The 22675-nt window shown below is 34.3% G+C and carries 16 protein-coding genes; 2 read left to right on the forward strand and 14 right to left on the reverse strand.

All coding sequences use genetic code 11. The annotated features are described in order from the left end of the window. Positions 1-707: 707 nt before the first annotated feature. Together EAH81_RS20020 and EAH81_RS20025 are read right to left on the reverse strand one after the other, a co-directional pair. Positions 708-2585, reverse strand: a complete 1878-nt coding sequence (locus tag EAH81_RS20020; protein ID WP_140510521.1) for a sodium:solute symporter family protein — start codon at positions 2583-2585, stop codon at positions 708-710. Between the two features lie 34 nt (positions 2586-2619). Beyond that, positions 2620-4863, reverse strand: coding sequence for a GH92 family glycosyl hydrolase (locus EAH81_RS20025; protein ID WP_140510523.1), 2244 nt, complete (start codon positions 4861-4863; stop codon positions 2620-2622). 121 nt (positions 4864-4984) lie between these two features. Here EAH81_RS20025 and EAH81_RS20030 point away from each other — a divergent pair, with 121 nt between their 5' ends. Further along, a complete protein-coding gene (locus EAH81_RS20030) occupies positions 4985-6043 on the forward strand; it encodes a sensor histidine kinase (protein ID WP_140510525.1) in 1059 nt (352 codons plus the stop codon). A 64-nt stretch (positions 6044-6107) separates the two neighbouring features. Then, a complete protein-coding gene (locus EAH81_RS20035) occupies positions 6108-6821 on the forward strand; it encodes a LytR/AlgR family response regulator transcription factor (protein WP_140510527.1) in 714 nt (237 codons plus the stop codon). A 631-nt stretch (positions 6822-7452) separates the two neighbouring features. On the opposite strand, the gene nagB is transcribed toward EAH81_RS20035, so the two are convergent. From nagB to EAH81_RS20095, 12 genes are all read right to left on the reverse strand, one after another. Beyond that, complete coding sequence (nagB, locus tag EAH81_RS20040) at positions 7453-9366, reverse strand: glucosamine-6-phosphate deaminase (RefSeq protein ID WP_140510529.1); 1914 nt, start codon at positions 9364-9366, stop codon at positions 7453-7455. A 140-nt stretch (positions 9367-9506) separates the two neighbouring features. Beyond that, positions 9507-11606: an alpha-L-fucosidase gene (locus EAH81_RS20045; RefSeq protein WP_140510532.1), complete on the reverse strand. Its 2100-nt coding sequence runs from the start codon at positions 11604-11606 to the stop codon at positions 9507-9509. 779 nt (positions 11607-12385) lie between these two features. Then, positions 12386-13240, reverse strand: a complete 855-nt coding sequence (locus EAH81_RS20050) for a fumarylacetoacetate hydrolase family protein (RefSeq protein ID WP_140510534.1) — start codon at positions 13238-13240, stop codon at positions 12386-12388. A gap of 83 nt (positions 13241-13323) precedes the next feature. Next, positions 13324-13872, reverse strand: coding sequence for a lactate utilization protein C (locus EAH81_RS20055; RefSeq protein WP_206669094.1), 549 nt, complete (start codon positions 13870-13872; stop codon positions 13324-13326). 62 nt (positions 13873-13934) lie between these two features. After that, positions 13935-15302: a lactate utilization protein B gene (locus EAH81_RS20060; RefSeq protein WP_140510539.1), complete on the reverse strand. Its 1368-nt coding sequence runs from the start codon at positions 15300-15302 to the stop codon at positions 13935-13937. 38 nt (positions 15303-15340) lie between these two features. Then, positions 15341-16078, reverse strand: a complete 738-nt coding sequence (locus EAH81_RS20065) for a (Fe-S)-binding protein (RefSeq protein ID WP_140510542.1) — start codon at positions 16076-16078, stop codon at positions 15341-15343. A gap of 7 nt (positions 16079-16085) precedes the next feature. Beyond that, positions 16086-16850 carry an SDR family NAD(P)-dependent oxidoreductase gene (locus EAH81_RS20070; RefSeq protein WP_089350448.1) on the reverse strand — a complete coding sequence of 255 codons (765 nt, stop codon included), beginning with the start codon at positions 16848-16850 and terminating at the stop codon, positions 16086-16088. A 305-nt stretch (positions 16851-17155) separates the two neighbouring features. Continuing rightward, positions 17156-18811 (reverse strand): UxaA family hydrolase, encoded by a 1656-nt coding sequence (locus EAH81_RS20075; RefSeq protein ID WP_140510544.1) that lies wholly within the window; start codon positions 18809-18811, stop codon positions 17156-17158. 13 nt (positions 18812-18824) lie between these two features. Further along, positions 18825-20114, reverse strand: coding sequence for an L-fucose:H+ symporter permease (gene fucP / locus EAH81_RS20080; protein ID WP_140510554.1), 1290 nt, complete (start codon positions 20112-20114; stop codon positions 18825-18827). 240 nt (positions 20115-20354) lie between these two features. After that, complete coding sequence (locus EAH81_RS20085) at positions 20355-21134, reverse strand: SDR family oxidoreductase (RefSeq protein ID WP_140510556.1); 780 nt, start codon at positions 21132-21134, stop codon at positions 20355-20357. Between the two features lie 53 nt (positions 21135-21187). After that, positions 21188-22018, reverse strand: a complete 831-nt coding sequence (locus tag EAH81_RS20090) for an amidohydrolase family protein (protein WP_140510558.1) — start codon at positions 22016-22018, stop codon at positions 21188-21190. Beyond that, positions 22005-22352, reverse strand: a complete 348-nt coding sequence (locus EAH81_RS20095; protein WP_140510560.1) for an L-rhamnose mutarotase — start codon at positions 22350-22352, stop codon at positions 22005-22007. The genes EAH81_RS20090 and EAH81_RS20095 overlap by 14 nt, the downstream gene beginning before the upstream one ends. Positions 22353-22675: the final 323 nt, after the last annotated feature.

Here is a 22675-nt window from a genome sequence, read left to right on the forward strand (position 1 = left end):
ACTTCTAAAGAATTGTCTTTTTTAAACACATAGAATCATAGTTTTTGGAATCGCTTAAAAAAGGCGTTTCACTTGCATTAACAATCATAGCTATGTGTTAGAAACTAGTTTCTTTTTATATTCTTTTATACACATTTGAAACCTATGTTTCTATGTGTTTAAATAGTACTCTCAATTTTGTCCTTCTGACGGAGGAAGGATCACACTAGAAACTTAGTAATCTTCATCTTCAATCTTTATCGAGTTTCTCGCGGAGATTCCTCGTTCCTCGGAATGACAAACTATGCGTGGAACTTTCTCAATCTTTGTCAATCTTTGCCGAGTTACGTGTGTGATTCCTCGTTCCTCGGAATGACAAACTTTGGCTTGAAGCTTTGTCAATCTTTGTCAATCTTTGTAGAGTTACTCGCGGAGATTCCTCGTTCCTCGGAATGACAAACTATGCGTGGAACTTTCTCAATCTTTGTCAATCTTTGTAGAGTTTCTCGCGGAGATTCCTCGTTCCTCGGAATGACAAACTATACGTGGAACTTTCTCAATCTTTGCCGAGTTACGTGTGTGATTCCTCGTTCCTCGGAATGACAAACTATGCGTGGAACTTTCTCAATCTTTGTCAATCTTTGTAGAGTTTCTCGCGGAGATTCCTCGTTCCTCGGAATGACAAACTATGCGTGTAAAATTTTCTAATTGACTAATTTTCTAATTGACTAATCTTCTATTTTTCTAACCTTATCCAACCACGTGAACTTTAATATTGTTGTTGTCACTAAAAACACAATTAATGCTGTAATTGCTTTTGGATAATCTCTGATAATAAAAAATATCGGAAGCAAAATCATACTCGACTGCCACACAATTCCGATGGCACAATTCAGCATATCTTTCCAGAAATCATTATTTTTTTCGAAAGTTAAATCCTCTGCTTTTAATAATTTATAAACCGGACTCCAAAATCCCCAAGGTCTTACGTTTGAATAGAATGATTTTAAAACTTCGATGTCTGTTGGTTTACTTAAAAACGTTCCCAGAATACAACCTAAAATAGAAAAGCCAAATATTATTGGAAACAGATAAATTGCCTGTACTTGTGCTAAATTGTATAAAAATGAACCTTCGGATAAACTTCCTTTGGCCTGGCCTAAAGCAAATTGTAAAGAAGCAACAACCAATCCGGCGAACATTCCCCAGAAATAACCCCAGCCATTAAAGCGCCACCAAATCCATTTTAAGAAATTGGCTGCAACGTAACCTCCGTACAAAGCACTTGTAATCCAGAGCGTTAATGAATTGATTGAGTCTGCAAAAAATCCCATGAAAACTCCTAAACCAACCACCAGGAAAGACGAAATCTGACTTACTTTGATGTAATGTTCGTTTGTTGCAACAGGTTTAAAGTATTTTTTATAAATATCATTTACAATATATGCCGGTCCTGCATTTACAAAAGCGGAAAATCCGGACATGAATGCGGCTAATAATCCGGCTAATAAAATTCCTTTGATTCCAACGGGAATGTATAAATTGACCACTTTTGGCATTAATAATTCCAGATCGGCTCCGGTTAAATGTACGTTTGCATTTAATTCCGGCGCCATATTTACAAGGGCAATTACCACGATTCCGGTAATTAATAAATATCTCGGAATAAATAAAATCAAGTTGGTGAAACCACTCATGTATGCTGCTTCTTTTACCGATTTGGTAGACAGCACTCTTTGTAAATCGTAACTTGGCGTTGGACCTGCAATACTGGCAAAAAATCCTTTGAACAAGGTCATTCCGATAAAAGCGCCAAACATTTTATACCCTTCAGAATCGATCAAATGATTGAACGTTTGAAACTTATCACTCCACTGAGTTTCAAATTGCCATCCAAAGAAAACATTTTTCCACTCTTCGGTAATAACCGAATTAATCTGAATATCTGTATAATTAATAAAAGCATAACCGGCAATTAAAACTCCGGCCACAATCATGATTAAATATTGTACAACTTCTGTGGCTACAACCGAAAACATTCCGCCTTTTACGGTGTAAATTGTAGTTAGAAAAATGATTATCAAGGCATAAGAACGCTCTGAAGTCAATAGAATTAAATCGCCGTAATGAAGCGTTAAATCCCACGGAAGAATAATGGTCACAAATTTTCCGATTCCTTCAAAAAAGTAAGCAATAAAACCAATGGTCGAAATAATGGCAAAAATGGCCACAATAATATGGGATGCTTTTCCGGCTCTGTCGCTTCCAAAACGGGTTAAAATCCATTCAGATCCTGTCATTACTTTTGATCTCCTGATCCAGACGGCGAGAAACATCATAACAAAAATCTGATTCCATATTGGCCAAAGCCACATAAACATAAAACTTTTTACGCCGTATAAAAAAAGTACTCCAATCATCCAGGAAGTTCCTGAAACATCAAACATTCCTGATCCGTTGCTTAGACCTAAAAAATACCATTTGATTGTTTTCCCGCCAAGAAAATAATCATCTAATCCTTTTTTTGCTTTTCTTGAAATCCAAATTCCTATACTCACAGAGAGCAGAATATAAGCTACGATTATCGATACGTCAATTACATCCATTCAATTATTTGTTTGTTGGTTAGTTACGTTTTGTTTATTTTTTTATTCCCCAGTTTTTATTTGGTTGTGGTCCCATTATAAAATGAAGAGTTCCTCCTTTTAAAATCTGTTGATGTGTAATTGTTGTTTGATTGAATTCGGCTCCGTTTAATGTTGCCGACTGGATATAAAAGTTTTTGTCTGAAACATTTTCTGCTTCGATTACAAAAGATTTTCCTCCCTCGAGATTGATTTTTGCTTTTTTGAAAATCGGACTTCCAATTTCGTATTCTCCAGAAGCCGGATTCATTGGATAGAATCCCATTGAACTAAAGATATACCAAGCCGACATTTGTCCGCAATCTTCGTTTCCGCTTAAGCCGTTTGGTGTTGTATTGTATTGTGTATCTAAGATATGACGTACCCAATATTGTGTTCTCCAAGGCTGATTGGCATGATTGAACATGTATGCAATATGATGACTTGGTTCGTTTCCGTGTGCATATTGCCCAATTAATCCAGAAATATCTGCCGAAACATTATTTCCGGTAATCTCAGAACTTTCGGTAAATAATTGCTCTAATCGTTTGGTAAAGTTTTCGTTACTTCCGTGAAGTGTAATTAAATTATCAACATTTTGAGGTACAAACCAGCTGTGCTGCCAGGCATTTCCTTCGGTATAATCTGTGTGTTCTCTATGGTTGGAATGTTTTGGGTCGAAAGGTTCATTCCATGATTTTCCGTCTTCAGATTTTCCTCTCATAAATCCTGTTTTCGGATCAAATAAATATTGATAAGCCTGAGATCTTTTTAAGAAAAATTGATAATCGTCGTTTTTACCCAACGCTTTTGCCATTTGCGCCACACACCAATCGTCATAAGCGTATTCTAAAGTTATGGTAACCGATTCGTCTAATAAATTATACGGAATGTAACCGAATTTTTTGTAGAAATTCAATCCGCGTTCATCCTGCATCATAGTCGTTTTCATGGCTTGATACGCTTTTTCGGCATCAAAACCTTTTATTCCTTTTAAGTACGCATCGACGATTACAGGAATCGAATGATATCCTGTCATGGTATTGGTTTCATTGGCGTATAAAGTCCAGACCGGTAGTATTCTTTTTGTGTCGTAATACGATAACATTGAGTTTACAATGTCTGATGTTTTATCCGGAGCCAACAAAGTCAATAATGGATTTTCGGCTCTAAAAGTATCCCATAGTGATAAGGTCGAGTAAGCGGTATAATCTATTGTAGTAGCAATTTGATCATCCTCTTTTCTAAACTGACCGTTTTTATCACTATAGGCTACAGGGGCAACTAGGGCGTGGAACATCGCGGTATAGAAAATGGTCTTCAATGAATCTATTGGGGTTTCGACTTCTATTTTACTTAAAGCAGTATTCCATATCGTAGAAGCTGCAGATTTTGTGCTGTCGAAAGTTGATTTTTCATCGTCTAAATTGTCTTTGGCATTAGCCACACTTACAGATGAAAGTGCCACTTTTATAAACAATTCATTTGTATTATTAGCTTCAAAAAATAATTGTGCAACTGTGTTTTCTCCTTCGGCTTTATTTCCGGTAATTACTTGTTTATTCGGTAATAAAACAGATTCTGAAATGGGCTTTGAAAACTTAGCCACAAAAAATACTTTCTGATTTTTTGCCCATCCGGTACTAAAACGATAACCACTTATCGTGTATTGATCTTCTATTGTAAGTCCGGTTTTTACTGCTTTATCCCAATTTATAGCAAAACCAAGATCAATCACGACAGATTGTTTGTCGTTTTTGGTAAAGGTATATTTATGGAAGGCTGTGCGTTGTGAAGAAGTTAATTCTACATTGATTTTAGGATCCTCAAGAAAAACCTGGTAAGAGCCCGGTGTTGCTTTTTCGTTAACATGACTGTATTTTGATTTATAAGTTAATTGATCGCGTGAAGTTGTTTTTGTTGTTAAATCCAGTTTTTTGTTGGTCGGCATAAATAAAATATCTGCTAAGTCACCAATTCCGGTTCCGCTTAAATGTAAATGACTGAATCCGGCCACAATTGAATCTGAATGATGATATCCAGAACACCAATCCCAACTCGAAATACCATTGTCCGGACTTACCTGAAGCATCCCAAACGGAACTGTTGCGCCCGGATATGTATGTCCGTGACCGCCTGTACCTATAAAAGGATCAACATGGTTAACAAAAAGTGTTTTTTGATAGTTATTTTTATTTACATTTATTTTGCAACTTGCAGTCAAAATGACAAAAAGAACCATCAGGGGAAAATTCTTCATATAAAACAATCTTAATTTAACCTTAAATTTATATAAACTGGGTTTTTATTAAAACTAATTTAGACGGACGACGTATAAACTAAGATAAACATCATAAAAAGTCATAAAACACATCATTATTATGAATTTAAATTCCAGCAAATTTTATCGGCTACCATTGCATTACCATATCTTTTTTTGGCTTACTTACTTTTTATTTAACACATTTCGATGGGGAAGCTATTTCAATGATTACGTATATTCTTTCAAAACAAACTTATTAGGCTTTCCAATTCACATGACTTTGTGTTATCTGAATATTTTGATCTTTATGCCTTATTTGGTATATCGAAAAAGATATCTTCTCTATGTGCTTGCGGTTTTATCTTCGATATTTATAATGGTGTTTATAAAATTCAATCTTACCTATCTATTAATAACGCATAACGTTTGGCCGGAAGGACCTGAAGTTATCAATAAATTAACGCTCAATTATACGATAGATATGATGATGGGCGAACTTTATGTGATCACTTTTGTAACAGCAATTAAGATTACGCTAGACTTTTTGAAGGAACAAAAAAGAGTTACAGATCTTGAAAAATCTCAATTAGAAACTGAATTGCTTTTCCTGAAATCTCAAATTTCTCCGCATTTTTTCTTTAACACACTCAATAATATTTATTCGTTATCTGTAGAGAAATCAAACAAAACGCCAAAAGTTGTTCTTAAACTTTCTGAACTAATGCGCTACATGTTATATGACACAAAAAGCAAAAGACAGACTTTAGAAAATGAGATACTTTGTATACAAAACTATCTTGATTTGGAAAGAATTAGAAATGATGATCGATTAGAGATAAATATGTCTATTTCAGGCGATATTCATGATAAGGAAATAGCTCCAATAATATTATTGACCTTTATCGAGAATGCTTTTAAACATGGTGTAAACAAAAACACAGGAAAAGTAGTAATCAATATTGATTTTAAGATAAAGGAGGACTATCTTCATTTTACAATATCAAATCCAATGGCAGAAATTACGCACCATCAGGACAATTTTAACAAGTCAAGTGGCATAGGGATCGAGAACGTTAAAAAAAGATTAGAATTAGGTTATAATAAAAATGACTATAAGCTTTCTTTTAAAAATAAAAAGAATATTTTTGTCGTAAAGCTCGTAATTAAAGTCACTTAGAGCAATCTACCTTATTTTAATTTGCCCCTGAATTATTCGTACCAAATATAATAATAATATATAAATGAAGATAAGTTGCCTGATTATAGATGATGAGCCATTAGCAATCAATGTTATTAAAAATTATTTAGAGCCAATTGAAAATTTTGAGGTAATAAATACTTTTAGTAATCCTATTGAAGGTTTAAATTTTTTAAAAAATAATACTGTTGATGTCATTTTTCTTGATATTAATATGCCTGTTCTTGATGGCATTAATTTTATAAAAAGTCTTGAAAATGTACCAATTTTTATTATTACAAGTGCATACAGTCAGTTTGCAATAGAAACTTATGAATTAGATGTCTTAGATTATTTAGTAAAACCCATTGAGTTTCCCAGGTTAATGAAAACACTAAATAAGATTACTAAAAGACTTGAAAGTAAAAATAATTCTCCTCACGAAAAAAGCACAGAAAGCCCTTTTATATTCATTAAAATTGATAAAAAGCGAATGAAAAAAATTTTCTTTAATGAAATTTTGGTCATTGAAAGTCTTAAGGATTATTTAAAAATAAGTACCTTAACAGGTAAATACATAATACACAGTACCTTATCTGATTTTACCGATTTATTACCCGAAAGAAATTTTTTAAGAATACATAGATCTTATACGATTGCGATTGACAAAATTGATGCCGTTGAAGGAAACAGCATTGAGATTGAAGGCTTAAGATATGTTATTGGCAGATCTTACATCGATCATGTAAAGCAGAGAATTTTGAATTCTTCTATTTAGAAGTTTTTTAATCTAAGTAAACCTGAAAACCTTCTTACTAAGAAAAACCTTTGTCAAAGGTTTTTTTGATTTAACACACAGTTTGTCATTTCGAGGCATGAGAAATCACACCAGAAACTCCGCCAAGAATGTCGCCAATCTTTGTCAATAAACTAGTGTGATTTCTCCTTCGTCGAAATGACAAGATTGCGATGAAAATTACATTATTGAGCTACTTTGCGCCCTTCGACTTCGCTCAGGGTGACAAAAATGAGAAAAAAACTTTTCATCCCGATACAATGTTCATTAAGTTAAGCTTCTTTATTTTAAAGCCACTCCCGATAGCTATCGGGATAAAGGATTAAAAAGATTAAAAAAAATCTGCTAAATCTGCTAAATCTGCGTGAAAATTTTTTTTTTTGCTTCTTCTGTAAGAGATTATTTCACCGTAGCATTATAGATTTCCCTTAACTTAACGACATTGCCCGATAGCTATCGGGATTGTGAAATCTTTGCGGTAAATTTTTTTCGGTTAAACCTAAAATATAAAACAAAAAAAAATGCAGCCTAACCAGGGCTGCATTTTCAACGTTGGTAACTAACCAAAATAAACCACATGAAATAGTTTATTATATTTTTAAGTAACTATTTTCTAAAAGAAATATCGCTTAAATGCTTCGATAGCAGAGTAATCTGCTAATCCTAAAGCGTGATATTTTTCAGCCGTTAATCTGTTTCTATCTTCGACTCTCACCCAGAATTCCCTGCTGTCATCTCCCTGAAACATTACGCCATCTTTTTGCGATTGGTGATAGAAAATGGCATGACGTTTTTTCAGAACCTGATCAGGGCTCATTGGAACCGCCATCTCAATTTGATAGGATTCCCATTCATGCCAAGCTCCTCTATACAACCAAACCCAGCAATCATCCATAAAACTTTTGTGTTTCAACCGTTTTAAGGCTTCAAACAAACTATCCAGACAAACTTTGTGAGTTCCGTGTGGGTCTGCTAAATCTCCTGCTGCATAAATTTGATGTGGTTTTATCCTTTCGATAATATCACACATAATTTGAATATCAGCTTCTCCAAGGTTATTTTTCTTAACTGTTCCAGTTTCATAAAATGGTAAATCTAAAAAGTTAACATTAGAATCCGGTACGTCCAAATATCTTGTCGCTGCAACAGATTCGCTTCTTCTAATCACTCCTTTTAATTTTCTAACTTCTAATGAATCGATATCATTTGCTTTTTTATTCTTCAAAAAGTTGATGATATTTTCTGACTCACTTGAATTTTTATTTAATGCCCTCGAAATTTCGGCAAATTTTAGAGCTTCTTCATTCGAAACGGCAATATTTCCAGACGTTTGGTATGCAATATGCACATCATGCCCTTGCTCAACTAATCTGTCAAATGTTCCTCCCATCGAAATAACATCATCATCCGGATGCGGACTAAAAATGATTATTCTCTTTTTCTCCGGAGTCGCGCGTTCTGGTCTGTAGGTATCATCTGCATTTGGTTTTCCTCCCGGCCAACCTGTAATAGTTTGCTGCATTTTGTTAAACATTTTGATGTTTAAGTCATATGCAGTTCCTTCTTCGGTTAACAAACTTGACATTCCGTTATCGTTATAATCTTTATCTGTCAGTTTAAGAAAAGGTTTTTTGGTTAATTCGCTCAACCAGGCAACGGCTTTTAATTTTAATTCTTCTGTCCAGATTACAGATTTAACCAGCCAGGGCGTTTTTACTCTCGTTAATTCTGATGAAGCTTCGGTATCTAAAACAAATGTTGTGTTGTTGTGCTGTTGTAAATACGTAGCCGGAACGCGAGATGAAATTTCTCCTTCGATAGTATCCTTAATAATTTCAGCTTTGCTTATTCCCCATCCCAGAAGTACAATTCTTTTGGCATTTTTTACAGTGCCAATTCCCATTGTAATCGCTTTTCTGGGTACATTATCAATCCCTAAAAATGACGATGCTGCATCCTGACGTGTTAAATGATCTAGTGTAATACTTCTTGTTCCGGAATTTACGTGAGATCCTGGTTCGTTAAATCCGATATGTCCTGTTCTTCCAATACCTAAAAGCTGAAAATCTAATCCACCATAAGCTTTAATCTTCATTTCATAATCTATACAATATTGCTGCAGTTCTTCAATATTGACATTTCCATCAGGAATATTAACATTTTGTGGTAAAATATCAACATGATCAAAAAGATGCTGATGCATAAAGTACCAATAACTCTGAATATTATTTTTATCCATCGGATAATATTCATCTAAATTGAAAGTTACTACGTTTGCAAAACTCAAACCTTCTTCTGTATGAAGCCTTACTAACTCTTCGTATACTTTTATTGGAGATGAACCTGTTGCTAATCCTAAAACGCAAGGTTCATTTAATTCTTCTTTTCTTTGAATTATATTAGCTATTTCCTGAGCGACTAAAACCGAAGCTTCCTGAGATGAATCAAAAATCACATTATGAATTTTCTCAAAACGGGTTTCTTCGAACTTTCCAGCTTCTTTGAAATTTATACTTTCTTTAATCATTTGCCTATTGTTGTAATTATTTAATATAAAATTAAATATTACACTGTGCAAATAATCAAAAATTCGACTAATGACTTGTTAACTTCGCTAGAAAACATAATTGGAAACTTTAAGAAAAAAGAGCACAAATTAAATGTCCTTTATAACGTTTCAATTACATTTATTTCTGCAATCGAAACTGTAGATCCTTTCGATACTGCCTGTTTTGCGATGAAACGAATATATCTGGCCTTTTCTTTTTTAAACGTTTTTACCTGTTCGATCGGGTTGTTTTTTATATTTGAGAATTCGCCTTCCGACTGCAATATCCAATTTACATTATCAAGACTAGTGTAAAATTCATAATTAGAAATTAAATTGAGATTATTACCCACTTGCTGCGGCATATAACTAAAACCGTTAATGTTTAAAATACTTCCCAAATCGATTATTATTTCTTGCGGAAGTCTATTTGAATCGTTTCCAAAACTCCAGTCTGTATCTGGATTTCCGTCTATGATTCGGTTTGCTGATTTCAAATCTCCGCTTGACGCCGAAACTATTTTCCAGTTTTCTTTTGAAGCTCCATATTTTGCTGTTTTTACGGCGCTGCTACTATTTTCAGAAGCATCGATTGCAACGGCTTTAATTTCTACTGCTTTATTGTATTGAAATACTCCTTTATATAAAGTACTTTTTTGAGTTGGATTTTTTCCGTCAAGCGAATAATAAATAGGATAACCTTCCTCGGATTTTATGGTAACATTTCCGTTTTTATCACGTTGAATTTCTGGCATACGCACAAAAGTTGGCGCATTAAACGCCTGAATATTCGAAATAACGATACTCGCTTTTGAATCGGTAATATTAATTTTTAGTGCCGATGCTGTAACGCTGTCAATTCTAAGGATTCTTTTATAGCCAATGGTGGTTTCATTTGCAACGGTTTTCCAAATTCCATTTACTTTAACTTCAACATTAAAAGCTTTAACACGTTGCCCTAACGGAATATATTCCTGAAGTACAATGCGGTTTAAAGCCTTTGGCTTATTAAATTCAAAAACTATCGAAGCCGTTTTTATATTATCATCTGTCGCCCAATAGGTGTTTTTATTTCTGTCGACTAGATTTTTTGTTTCGAATTCAGCGCTGTTTCCTCTAACATTATCTCCCGTAATTTTTGTTCCGGCTAATAATTCTGTCTTAAAATCAGCTTTTATAGTCGAAACTAATTCTTTTAATCTGGCTTCGTCATTTTCATGAACCAAACCTCTTTTATCCACCGGAAGATTCAATAACAAAGTGGCATTACGTCCAATCGATTCATAATAAATATCGACCATTTCATCCAGAGAACGTACTTTATCATCTTCAACAGCATGATAAAACCATCCGGGTCTAATAGATACATCCGCTTCTCCCGGAACCCACTTTTCGCCATCTTCATGACCTGACATAAATTCTGTGTAATGCACTTTTCCGGCAAGTTCATCTTTCTGGCGCAAAAGACTCCAATTTGTTTTTCCGGCACGTCCCTCTTCATTCCCAATCCATCTTGCTTCTGACGGTCCAACTCCCCAAACTAAGGTTTTTGGGGCCATTTTATATATTAATTTATAGGTTTCGTCCCAGTTATAATATTCAAGCGTATTTATTTTTCGGGTTTCATTTGCACCACCATAATAGCCGTCTCCACCATTTGCACCATCAAACCACATTTCGAAAACATCTCCATAATTCGTCAGTAATTCTTTGAGCTGATTTCTAAAATAAGCAACATATTCAGGTTTGCCATAATCTGCGCGGCTTCTGTCCCAGGGCGAAAGGTATAATCCTAGTTTTAAACCGTATTCTTTGCAAGCGGCAGCCAGTTCTTTTACAAGATCTCCTTTACCATTTTTCCAAGGAGAATTTTTTACCGAACGTTCTGTATAGGCAGATGGCCATAAACAAAATCCGTCATGATGTTTGGCTACCAAAATAATTCCTTTCATACCGGATTCCTTAACCACTCTTGCCCATTGGCGCACATCAAGATTTGAAGGATTAAATAATTCCGGAGATTCATCGCCATACCCCCATTCTTTATTGGTAAATGTATTTAATGAAAAGTGTACAAAAGCATAAAACTCCATTTCCTGCCAGTCAATTTGTTTTTGTGTTGGCAAAGGACCAAATGGCTCAGGAGATTTTACTTTTTCCTGACCTCTAACAGGTGCTATCATACATAAAAAACAGAATAATAGAAAAGCTTTTTTCATTGCGCTGTGATTAATAACTTATTATTAAAATAGTACTAACACAATATTAATCTAAATTATAATCTGAACTATAAAATTTCGACCAACAACAATTTTAGAAGAGGTTTGGTCTGATAAAAATATGCCATTGATTGCCAAACTTTTTTTTCCTATTTTATCATGTTTGGAATGTCATCAACACCTCTTTAACAACTGGTCTGGTTTAAGTCTATTTTTTCCCGATTTAAGACATTATAAAATAAAAATCCGAAGGTTGTTTTTTATTTTACTTAACCCGTTGGGTGTAATTAAAAAAACATATGTTTCGACGCGGATTTGACGAATTCGTTATCACGAAGACACAGATTTACACGGATCTTTTTTAAATTCTATATAAAAATCTGCGAAAATCTGCATTTTTGCAAAGCAAATCTGTTTTATCTGCGTTCTAATTTATATCGTTTGTATTTTTAACTTAATTGCACCCAACTGGTTTTACTTACTGTATTACGATAAATCTCTGATTATGTGCAAATATTGCATTGTATAATTGCAAATTACTTATTATTAATGCATCGACATTTTGTTTTCTATGGCGCTTATTAATTTAATGCAGTTTTTTTGTCTTTTTAAGTAATGCAAAACCATAAATACTTATTAAAAAAGCTGTGGTAAGATTATCTTTATTGATAATAACCAAACTTGTTTGTTATTAGTTTACAAACAAGTTTGGTGTTTTTACTTGCTTATAGAGGTTGTTGTGGAATGATATTCCTCTACACCTCTATCAAATTTCAATTTTACTTAGTATAGGCTACCGCAACTTGACTACTGCTTCCTAAACCTTCAATTCCAAGCGCTACAACATCACCGGCTTTAAGATAAATTGGCTCAGGTTTAATTCCCAAACCAACACCTGGAGGCGTTCCTGTACTGATAACATCACCAGGAAGCAACGTCATGAACTGGCTTAAGTAATGTACTAAAAATGGAATTTTGAAAACTAAATTTAGCGTATTACTGTTCTGATATTTTTTACCATTTACAGTAAGCCACATTGATAAATTATCAACATCTTTCACTTCATCTTTAGTAGCCAAAAAGGGTCCGAGTGGTGCAAATGTGTCGCTTCCTTTTCCTTTTGCCCATTGACCGCCACGTTCTAGTTGAAAGGCTCTTTCGCTATAATCGTTAAGCAAAGCGTATCCTGCAACATAATCCAATGCTTCAGACTCTTCTACATAACTTGCTTTTTTACCAATAACAAATGCCAATTCTACTTCCCAATCGGTTTTTTCACTGTTTTTTGGAATTATCAAATTATCATTTGGCCCACATAAAGAAGTAGTTGATTTAAAAAAGATAATGGGCTCTGTAGGAATTGGCGCATTGGTTTCTAAACAATGATCTACATAATTTAATCCAATACATATTATTTTTGAAGGCCTCGTTATTGGAGAACCCAAACGAATTGAAGCGTCAACTTCGGGCAATACAGGATTACTTTCTAATGCTTTTTTTAATTTTTCTAATCCATTTTCTTCAAAAAAGGCCTCATTGTAATCCGTTACTATTGAAGATACATCAAATCTTTTTTCTCCTATTAAGATACCTGGTTTTTCTTTACCAACTTCTCCAAATCGTATTAGTTTCATTTTATCACTTTTATTATATTATACTTCGTCTAATTTATTCTAAAATTATGGTGTTTCGTCAAACACAATACTATACTCGCTTATTATGCAATGACATAAATAGTTGCACTTCTTGCACCGTGCGCTCCTATTACCAAAGACTGTTCTATATCGGCAGTTTTTGATGGCCCCGCTATAAATACACCAAAACCTTCTTTTGAAACATCAATTTTTTCGTATGCCTGATGTAAATTGTCTACAATATTTTTTTTCTCAATTACCAAAATCAAATGCTGACATATAAAAGGAACGAGCCTGTTTATCATCTGGCTTTCATAAATCCATACAGCACCATTTTCTGCCACTCCAACTGTACCTTTAACATACCCTTTTTCAACTTTTTCTAACTCAAATGCCGACAAAAAAGCTGCTTTTTCATCAACATCTCCAAGTGTTTCTATAGTATTTACTACAAATTTTCCGTTTAATCTATCCGAAATTAACTGCTCTTTCAGTACCGTTAAATCTGAAATTAATTCCACTTTTCCGCCAATACTTTCCAATACCGTTTTAAACTGGGTATATGAATCTTCATAACGAATCGTCGAGGCAATATCAATGACAGGAAGTTCAGCCAATTCTGGCTGATTCATCGCTATGGCTTTTAATATATTTTCTCTTGCACTCATACACTATTGCTGTCAAATGTTTATTTTTAGTTTTTTCTGTTTTTTAAATACCAATCACGAAATGAATCTTTTGGAGCTTCTGGCATTTCTCTTTGTTTATACCATGTATTTAATTTATTATTGATTATAAAAGGAAATACGTGCATAATGCCTCTTGCTGTTTTCCCCATCAAACGATAAATTTTGGGACTAGAGAATACAAAACTCATTCCCAACATGCTTATTTTTTTACTTGTAGCCACATATCCCTCAGCAACGATTACTTGTCTCCATTTCCATAATTGTTCATGAATATTGATTTTCACAGGACACACATTAGTACAACTACCACATAAAGTGGATGCAAAAGGTAAATCTGCATTAGCTTTCATATCCAAATTTGGATTTAATATAGATCCTATTGGGCCTGCTACAGCAGTATGATAACTGTGTCCACCACTTCTACGATATACTGGGCAAGTGTTAAAACAAGCAGCACAACGAATACATTTTAATGAATTTCTAAAATCTTCTCTTCCTAATTGTTTACTACGTCCATTATCTACAATTACCAGATGCATCTCCTGATTGGATCTTGGTTTATTAAAATGACTCGAGTAGGTCGTAATAGGCTGACCTGTGGCACTTCTGGCTAATAATCTCAAAAAAACAGACAGATGCGCTGCTTTTGGAATCAATTTTTCAAACCCCATGCAAGCAATGTGTACAGGTGCTGTGTGAGCTCCCATATCAGCATTGCCTTCATTGGTACACACAACAAAACCTCCTGTCTCGGCAATGGCAAAATTGACTCCGGTAATTGCTAATTGTGATTCTACAAACTTATTGCGCAAATGTTGTCTGGCTGCTTCAGTTAAATACTGTGGATCATTATTTCCTTTTTCAGTTTGCAAATGCTCATGAAAAGTAGCACTTACATCTTCCTTTTTTAAATGAATTGCAGGCAGAACAATATGACTTGGAGGTTCTTTTCGAAATTGAACAATACGCTCACCAAGATCAGTATCAACTACTTCTATGCCTCTATGCTGCAAAAATTCATTCAACTGACATTCTTCGGTTAGCATACTTTTGCTCTTCACAATTTTCTGAATACCGTGTTTCTGAATAATTTTATGAACGATCTCATTGTGTTCTTGAGCATCCGAAGCCCAATGTACTTTTATACCATTTGCTGTGGCTTTTTCTTCAAATTCTTTTAAATAATTGGATAGGTTCGAAAGCGTGTTGTTTTTAATCTGTGAACCCCATTCTCTTAATTGCTCCCATTCCGGTAAACCATGAGCTGCCTTATCCCGTTTTTCACGAACAAACCATAAGGTTTCATCGTGCCAATTGGTTCTGGGCTCGTCAGCTATAAACTTTTCCGCTAAATCAGCGTGTTTTACCGCCATAGTTTTAAATTTTTAATCTTTAATTAAAGACTATTTTTTTATAATACACTATTCAATATCTCAGCAATATGAATGGTTTTTACTTTACTTCCCTTCCTTCTTAATATACCTTCCAGATGCATTAGACAACTGGTATCTCCTCCGGTAATATAATCGACGTCGTTATCTTCATGTTCTTTTATTCTGTCTTTTCCCATTTTAACACTTACAGCTTCCTCAGAAACACAAAATGTTCCACCAAAACCACAACATTCATCATTTCTTTTTGGTTTTCTCAATTCAATACCTTTTACCATCTTTAACAATTGCTCAGGTTTAGAAAATTCAGGCAGCATCTTTTCGGTCATTGAAGAAAGATTTAATCCTCTTTGTCCGTGACAGCTGTTATGCCATCCTACTTTATAAGGAAAAGAGGCATTAATATTTTCTACCTTTAAAACATCGGTCAAAAACTCCGTAAGTTCATAAATAGTATTCCGCAGCAAGAATGCTTCATCTGGATGTTTGTCACTGTGCAAATGTTCTTTTACATGCAAAACACAACTTCCGGAAGGGGCAACTATATAATTAAACCCTGAAAAATTTTTCATAAAATTCAGATCACAACCTTTACTCATACTAGCAAAACCGCTATTAGCCATAGGTTGACCGCAACAGGTTTGCTGCAACGGAAAACTTACATCACAACCCAGCTTTTCTAATAATTGCAGCGTAGCAATGCCTACATTGGGATAAAACTGATCGATATAACATGGTATGAATAAGGCAACCTTCATTTGTAAATTAATTATTTAATTTAATAAATCCTCCATCAATTGGATAATCGGAACCGGTTATAAAACCAGCTTCTTCACTGCATAAATATAAGGCCAAAGCTGCAATTTCATCTGGTTTTCCCATTCGTCCAATAGGTTGTGACTGCGATAATTTCTCGAACATTTCTGCTTCTTTTCCGGCATAATTTTTCGAAATAAAACCATCAACAAAAGGCGTATGAACTCTTGCAGGTGAAATAGAGTTACAACGAATATTTTCTTTTATATAATCTTTTGCAACAGATAAAGTCATTGCCATAACTGCTCCTTTTGCAGTTGAATACGCAAATCGATCCGGAATTCCGACCCACGCCGCAATTGAAGCCATGTTGATAATGACACCGCCATTGGAAAGTCGAAATTGCGGAATTGCAGCAAATAAACAGTTGTAAACTCCTTTTACATTGACATCCATCACGCGATCAAAATCAGATGCCGGCGTAGTATCTACTTTACCAACATGCGCTATTCCGGCGTTATTGATTAAAATATGAATGTTACCTATCTTTTCAAATGTTAGCAATACTTCTTCCTGATTGGCGACATTACAAGCGTGAGAAAATACTTTTCCGCCATTTGCCTTTATTTCATCAACCGCAGATTTGGCACTTTCTTCTGTTAATTCAATAATATGTACTTCAGCTCCCTGTTTTGCAAATAAAACCGAAATAGCTTTTCCAATTCCACTGCCACCACCTGTAACTACTGCTTTTTTGTTTTGTAATGAAAACATATATTTAGATTTTTAGACTTTTAGATCTTTAGATTATTAGACTTTTAGAGTTACTATTTACAACTCATAACCCGTTGGTTGTAATTATTTTAACACATAGAAACATAGTCCCGAAGCGTCGGGATGAACTCAAAAAAGGCGTTTCACTTACATTAACACATCTCGATGCTTCGGGACTATGTGTGAGAAACAAGTTTCTTTTTAATTTACTTTTTTCACAAACATAAAATCTATGTTTCTATGTGTTTCATTTATTTTTATGCATTCCGCCCAACAGGTAATTCATAATTTATAACTCATAATTACTACAATGACACTCCTCGTTTCCACGGAATAAAATCGTCCTGGTTTAATAACACCGCTTTGGGAATAATTTCGCCACTGGCTGCTTTAATACAATATTCCAAAATATCTTCACCCATTTCTTCGATGGTTTTTTCGCCACTAATTATGGGCCCACAATCAATATCAATAATATCACTCATCTTTTTTGCCAGAACAGAATTTGTAGCCACCTTAATAACAGGACAAACAGGATTACCTGTTGGAGTTCCCAATCCTGTGGTAAACAAAATTAATGTTGCTCCGGAGGCCGCTTTACCCGTTGTTGCCTCTACATCATTTCCGGGTGTGCAAACCAAACTCAAACCTGGTTTTGTTGCCGGTTCTGTATAATCTAATACATCAACGACTGGAGCTGTTCCACCTTTTTTTGCTGCTCCGGCACTTTTTATTGCATCCGTTATTAATCCGTCTTTGATGTTTCCAGGCGATGGATTCATGTGAAATCCCGAACCCACCTTATGTGCTAATGCATCATATGACTGCATCAAATCAATGAATTTTTTTGCTGCTGTTTCTGATGTACAGCGGTCAATCAAATTTTGCTCTGCTCCGCATAATTCAGGAAACTCGGCCAATAAAACCTTAGCACCCAAAGCCACTAATAAATCTGATGTATAGCCTACGGCAGGATTTGCAGAAACCCCACTAAAACCATCACTCCCACCACATTTTACGCCAACACACAATTCGCTTAACGGAGCCAAAACTCTTTCTTGTTTGTTTATTTCAATTAATCCTTCAAATGTTTTTTTTATAGCATCTGCAACCAATTGTTCTTCACTTTTAGATTGCTGTTGTTCAAAAATAAAGAGCGGTTTATCAAAAGACGGGTTTTGTTTTTTGACATCATTTGTAAAATCCTGCACTTGTAAATGCTGGCATCCCAAACTCAGTAGTGTTATACCTGCCACATTGGGATGATTTGCATAAGAAGCCAGTAAAGCACTTAAAGTTGATGCATCCTGGCGCGTTCCTCCGCAACCTCCCTGATGATTTAGAAATTTTATTCCATCTACGTTTTTAAAAACACGATTGACACTATTATTGGGCGTTAGCTCCATATTGACCGAATCAATATTTTCTCCATTTTGATAAGCCTCCAATAATTGATGGGTATATTGTGTATATTTATCACTAACCGAATATCCTAATTCGTTATGCAAGGCTTCTTTAATTACATCTAAATTTCGGTTTTCGCAAAATACAGTTGGTACAAATAACCAGTAATTGGCGGTACCAAAACGACCATCATTTCTTTTATATCCTTTAAAAGTCCTGTCTTTATACTTTGAAATATCTGGTGCCTGCCAGACGAAATTAACATCACGATATCCATAAGGTTCTGCTGCGTGTTTGAGATTATCTGTTGTCATAAGACTTCCTTTGGCGATATCACATTGCACTTTTCCAACCAAAACACCATACATAATTATCTCAGCCCCTTCGCTTAAATCACTTGTGTAAAATTTATGCTTTGCCTTAATTGTGTCTTGAAGGATATAAGTCTGTTCTTCAAAAGTCACGCTTTGTCCTTTTACCAAATCGGTTAAAGCTACCAGAACATTGTCTTCCGGATGCATTTTTATCACTAATCTTTTAACTTCGTTTTCTAACATTATAATATAGAATTTATGCTTTATTTGTTTTATATCCGTTAAATGCAAATAATAGTATTACTGAAAAACAAATTAGCGGAACTACATAACCATTTTGAATATTTCCTGTAACATCTGAAATGAATCCTAAAACCGGAGGAAGTAAAGCTCCTCCAACTATTGACATTACTATCAATGAAGATCCAATTTTGGTATTATGTCCAAGTCCATCAATCCCCATTGAAAAAATAGTAGGAAACATGATACTCATAAAAAATGCAATCGCTATTAACGTGTAAACCACTAGTATTCCTGTGCCGATCATGGCTGTTATTGATAGCAGAATAGTGATGATCGAATAAATAATTAATAATTTCCCTGGCTTTATATATTGCATAAAAAATGTTCCTGCAAAGCGTCCTAACATAAATGTTAATCCGAAAAAGCCCAGATATTTTGCAGCAGTACCTTCATCCAAACCTGCTGAAGTAGTTGCCATTTTGATAAAAAAACTAGCCACACAAACCTGTGCGCCCACATAAAAAAATTGTGCCAAAATTCCCCATCTTAAACGTTTTGATTTCAATGCTCCGGCAAAACTTGCACCATCTGCCCCTTCTTTATCTTCGTCTTTTACATCTGGCATATTGGTAAAATAAAAAACTACCGCCACTGCCAAAATAATCAGTCCCAAAATAAGGTAAGGCATTTTTACACTTGCTGCTTCTTCTAAAACATAAGCATGCAATTCTGCAGGTGCCATTACATCCATTTGAGTTTGAGTTAAATTTTTTCCGGATAAAATCATGGGTCCAATATATGCAGGAGCAATAAAAGCAGCCAGTCCATTAAATGATTGAGAAAAATTTAATCTTTTGGTTGCCGTTTCAGATGGTCCCAATATTGTTACATACGGGTTTGCCGCCGTTTCCAGAAAAGTAAGTCCGCAGGCTATAATAAACAAAGCACCTAAAAAATAAATATATTGCAATGAATTGGCGGCAGGCACAAACAAAATTGAGCCAATACCAAACAAAATTAATCCTATCATAATACCCGATTTATAACCGTATTTTCTCATGATATAACCCGCTGGCAAAGCCATGATAAAATAGGCTATAAAGACTGACGAATCAATTAAAGAAGATTCTAAATCTGTAAGATTAAATGCTTTTCTTAAATGAGGAATAAGTATTGGATCTAAATTGTGTACAAATCCCCAGAAAAAAAACAAACTGGTTACCAATATAAAAGGAAACAGCAATTTTTTACTCTCTTTAGAACTCACTTTCTTCTCAATGTTCAACTGAGTTATTAATGCCATATCTTTTTTGTTAAATTAATGGATTTTTATTAATGTAAAAATACAATGTATGCTTTATGCTAATTAATTCAATATTGTCATTGTTTAATTGATAATTATCTTTTTTTTATCTAAAAACTCTTCCAATAATAATTATCAAAGATTTATTTCGTTGACGAACTTCAATAACATAAATTCTATTGAATGGTTTTCTTCTGATAAAACAAGATTTTAGCAGAAATAAAGATTTTAACTATACAATTATAATGAACGGTCTAAATGAGTATAACCTCCATCTACATAGATTAACTGACCTGTGGTGTGACTTGATTTATCTGACAATAAAAAAACGGTCATATTTGCAATTTCTTCTGCAGTTGTCATTCTGTTTTCAAACGGAATTTTAGCAGTGATTTCTTTTAATTTTTCTTCTGGATTTTCAAGTGTTTTAATCCAGGTATCATATAAGGGCGTATAGCATTCGGCCACAATAACCGAATTTACCCGAATCCCATATTTTAATAATTCGACCGCCCACTCTCGGGTTAATGCATTTCGCCCGCCATTTGACGCCGCATAAGCTGACGTTTTTCCCTGTCCTGTATCGGCAATTTTTGAACCTATATTTACAATTGCTCCTTTTGTTTTTTTCAATTCCGGCAAAGCATATTGCGCCATCAAATAATAGTGTACCAGATTTTTATGAATCGACGCCATAAACTTTTCGTAATCTCCGCTTTCTAACCCTACACCATCATTTACACCGGCATTATTAATTAAGCCATCAATGCGTCCACATAATGCAATTACCTGATCAACGGCGCTTTTACAAGCTTCCGGATTCGTTAATTCGGCCACGAAAGACAACGCTTTCCCGCCTTCGGCTTCTATTTCTTTAATCGCAATTTGGTTGTCGGCATCTGCTCTTCCTATAATTACAGGAATTGCTCCCTCAGCAGCCAAAACTTTACAGATCCCAAGTCCTATTCCTTTTGCTCCACCGGTTACGATAATTATTTTATCATTAAGATTAAGATTCATTTTGTTCTCTAAATTAAGTTCGACAGTTTTTTATTTATAAAATTCAGGTGATTTTATTCTAAACGATAAAAATCAATTGCATTTTTTCTCCAGAATTTATCTTGTTCCTCCTTCGGAAATTCCGAAAAATAGTGCTCTGCAATGTCACATGATTCGGCATAAGACGCAGCAAGTAAACTTACCGGCCAATCACTGCCAAACATTAGACGATCCATTCCAAATACCTCAGTAACCACATTTAGGCAATAGATAAAGTCTGTTTCTCTCCAATTATTCCAGTCAGCTTCTGTTACCAAACTTGAAACTTTACACATCACATTAGGAAATTTTGCAATCGCTTTAATTCCTGTTTCCCAATTGCTGAATTCCTTATTTTTGAAATCTGGTTTTGCCAAATGATCAATAACAAATCTTTGTTCGGGAAATTTGGCAACCAGTTTTACCACATTTTCCAGATGTTTTGGAAAAATCAAAAGGTCATAGGTAAAATTGTATTTTCCTAATTTGGAAATTCCATTTTGAAAACTTTCCAACAACATGAAATCAATATCTGCTTCTGCCTGAACGATATGTCTGAATCCTTTTAGTTTTTCATATTTGCAAAAATATTCTAAACGCTCTTCAATATTTTCAGCACATAAATCGACCCAGCCTACCACGCCTTTGATAAAATCATTGTTTTTTGCCAATTCCAAAAGAAAATGTGTTTCTTCTTCACTCTGATCTGCCTGAACAGCCACAAAACCATCAAATTGATTATCTGTCAATAAAGATTCTAAATCAGAAGGCAAAAAATCTCTTTTTATTACCTCCATTTCTTCCTTGATCCAAGCTTCTTTTACAGGGTGAAATTTCCAAAAATGTTGGTGGCTATCTATTCTCATGTACGTCAAATATTTTTTCCATCAGCATCCATTTTTCGCCTTCTTTTGCCCAAGGCAATGCTTTTTGATATTTCCACATCAATTCTTCCCATTTCTGAACCACGGGATTATTTGCATCATTCTTTTCTTTTTTCTCAAAAGTAAAAGTTTCGTTGGCCTCAATAATCATAAACAGTCTGTTGCCAACACAATAAATATCGAGGTTTTCAATCCCTGAATTAACGATGCTTTCTGTGATTTCCGGCCAAATTTTTTCATGATATTTCTTGTATTCGGTTATTAAAGAGGAGTCTTCATTCAAATCTAATGCAAGGCAATATTTTTGAGTTATCATATTATTTTATTTAAAATCTGAGACTTAAAAAACTGAAAACATTGGTTTGGAGATTGAACAACTTTTTAGATCCAAATCAATAGAAACAGGTTATTTATTAAAACGTTTTAAATTTCCGGAAGCCGTATTTTTGATACAATTTCAAAAAAATAAATTTATTACATTCTAAAATTTAATTTTAGCTCAAAATTATCATTAATTAAGCATTTATTATCTTAACAAATTATTCGTTAAAAAAACACGAAATAAACACAAAATTTAAGGATAATTTATCAAATAAGCATCGGGGAAATGCCGCTAATTTTTAAAAATAAAATTCAGTG

The organism is Flavobacterium pectinovorum, from assembly GCF_006438875.1.
Lineage (GTDB): Bacteria > Bacteroidota > Bacteroidia > Flavobacteriales > Flavobacteriaceae > Flavobacterium > Flavobacterium pectinovorum_A.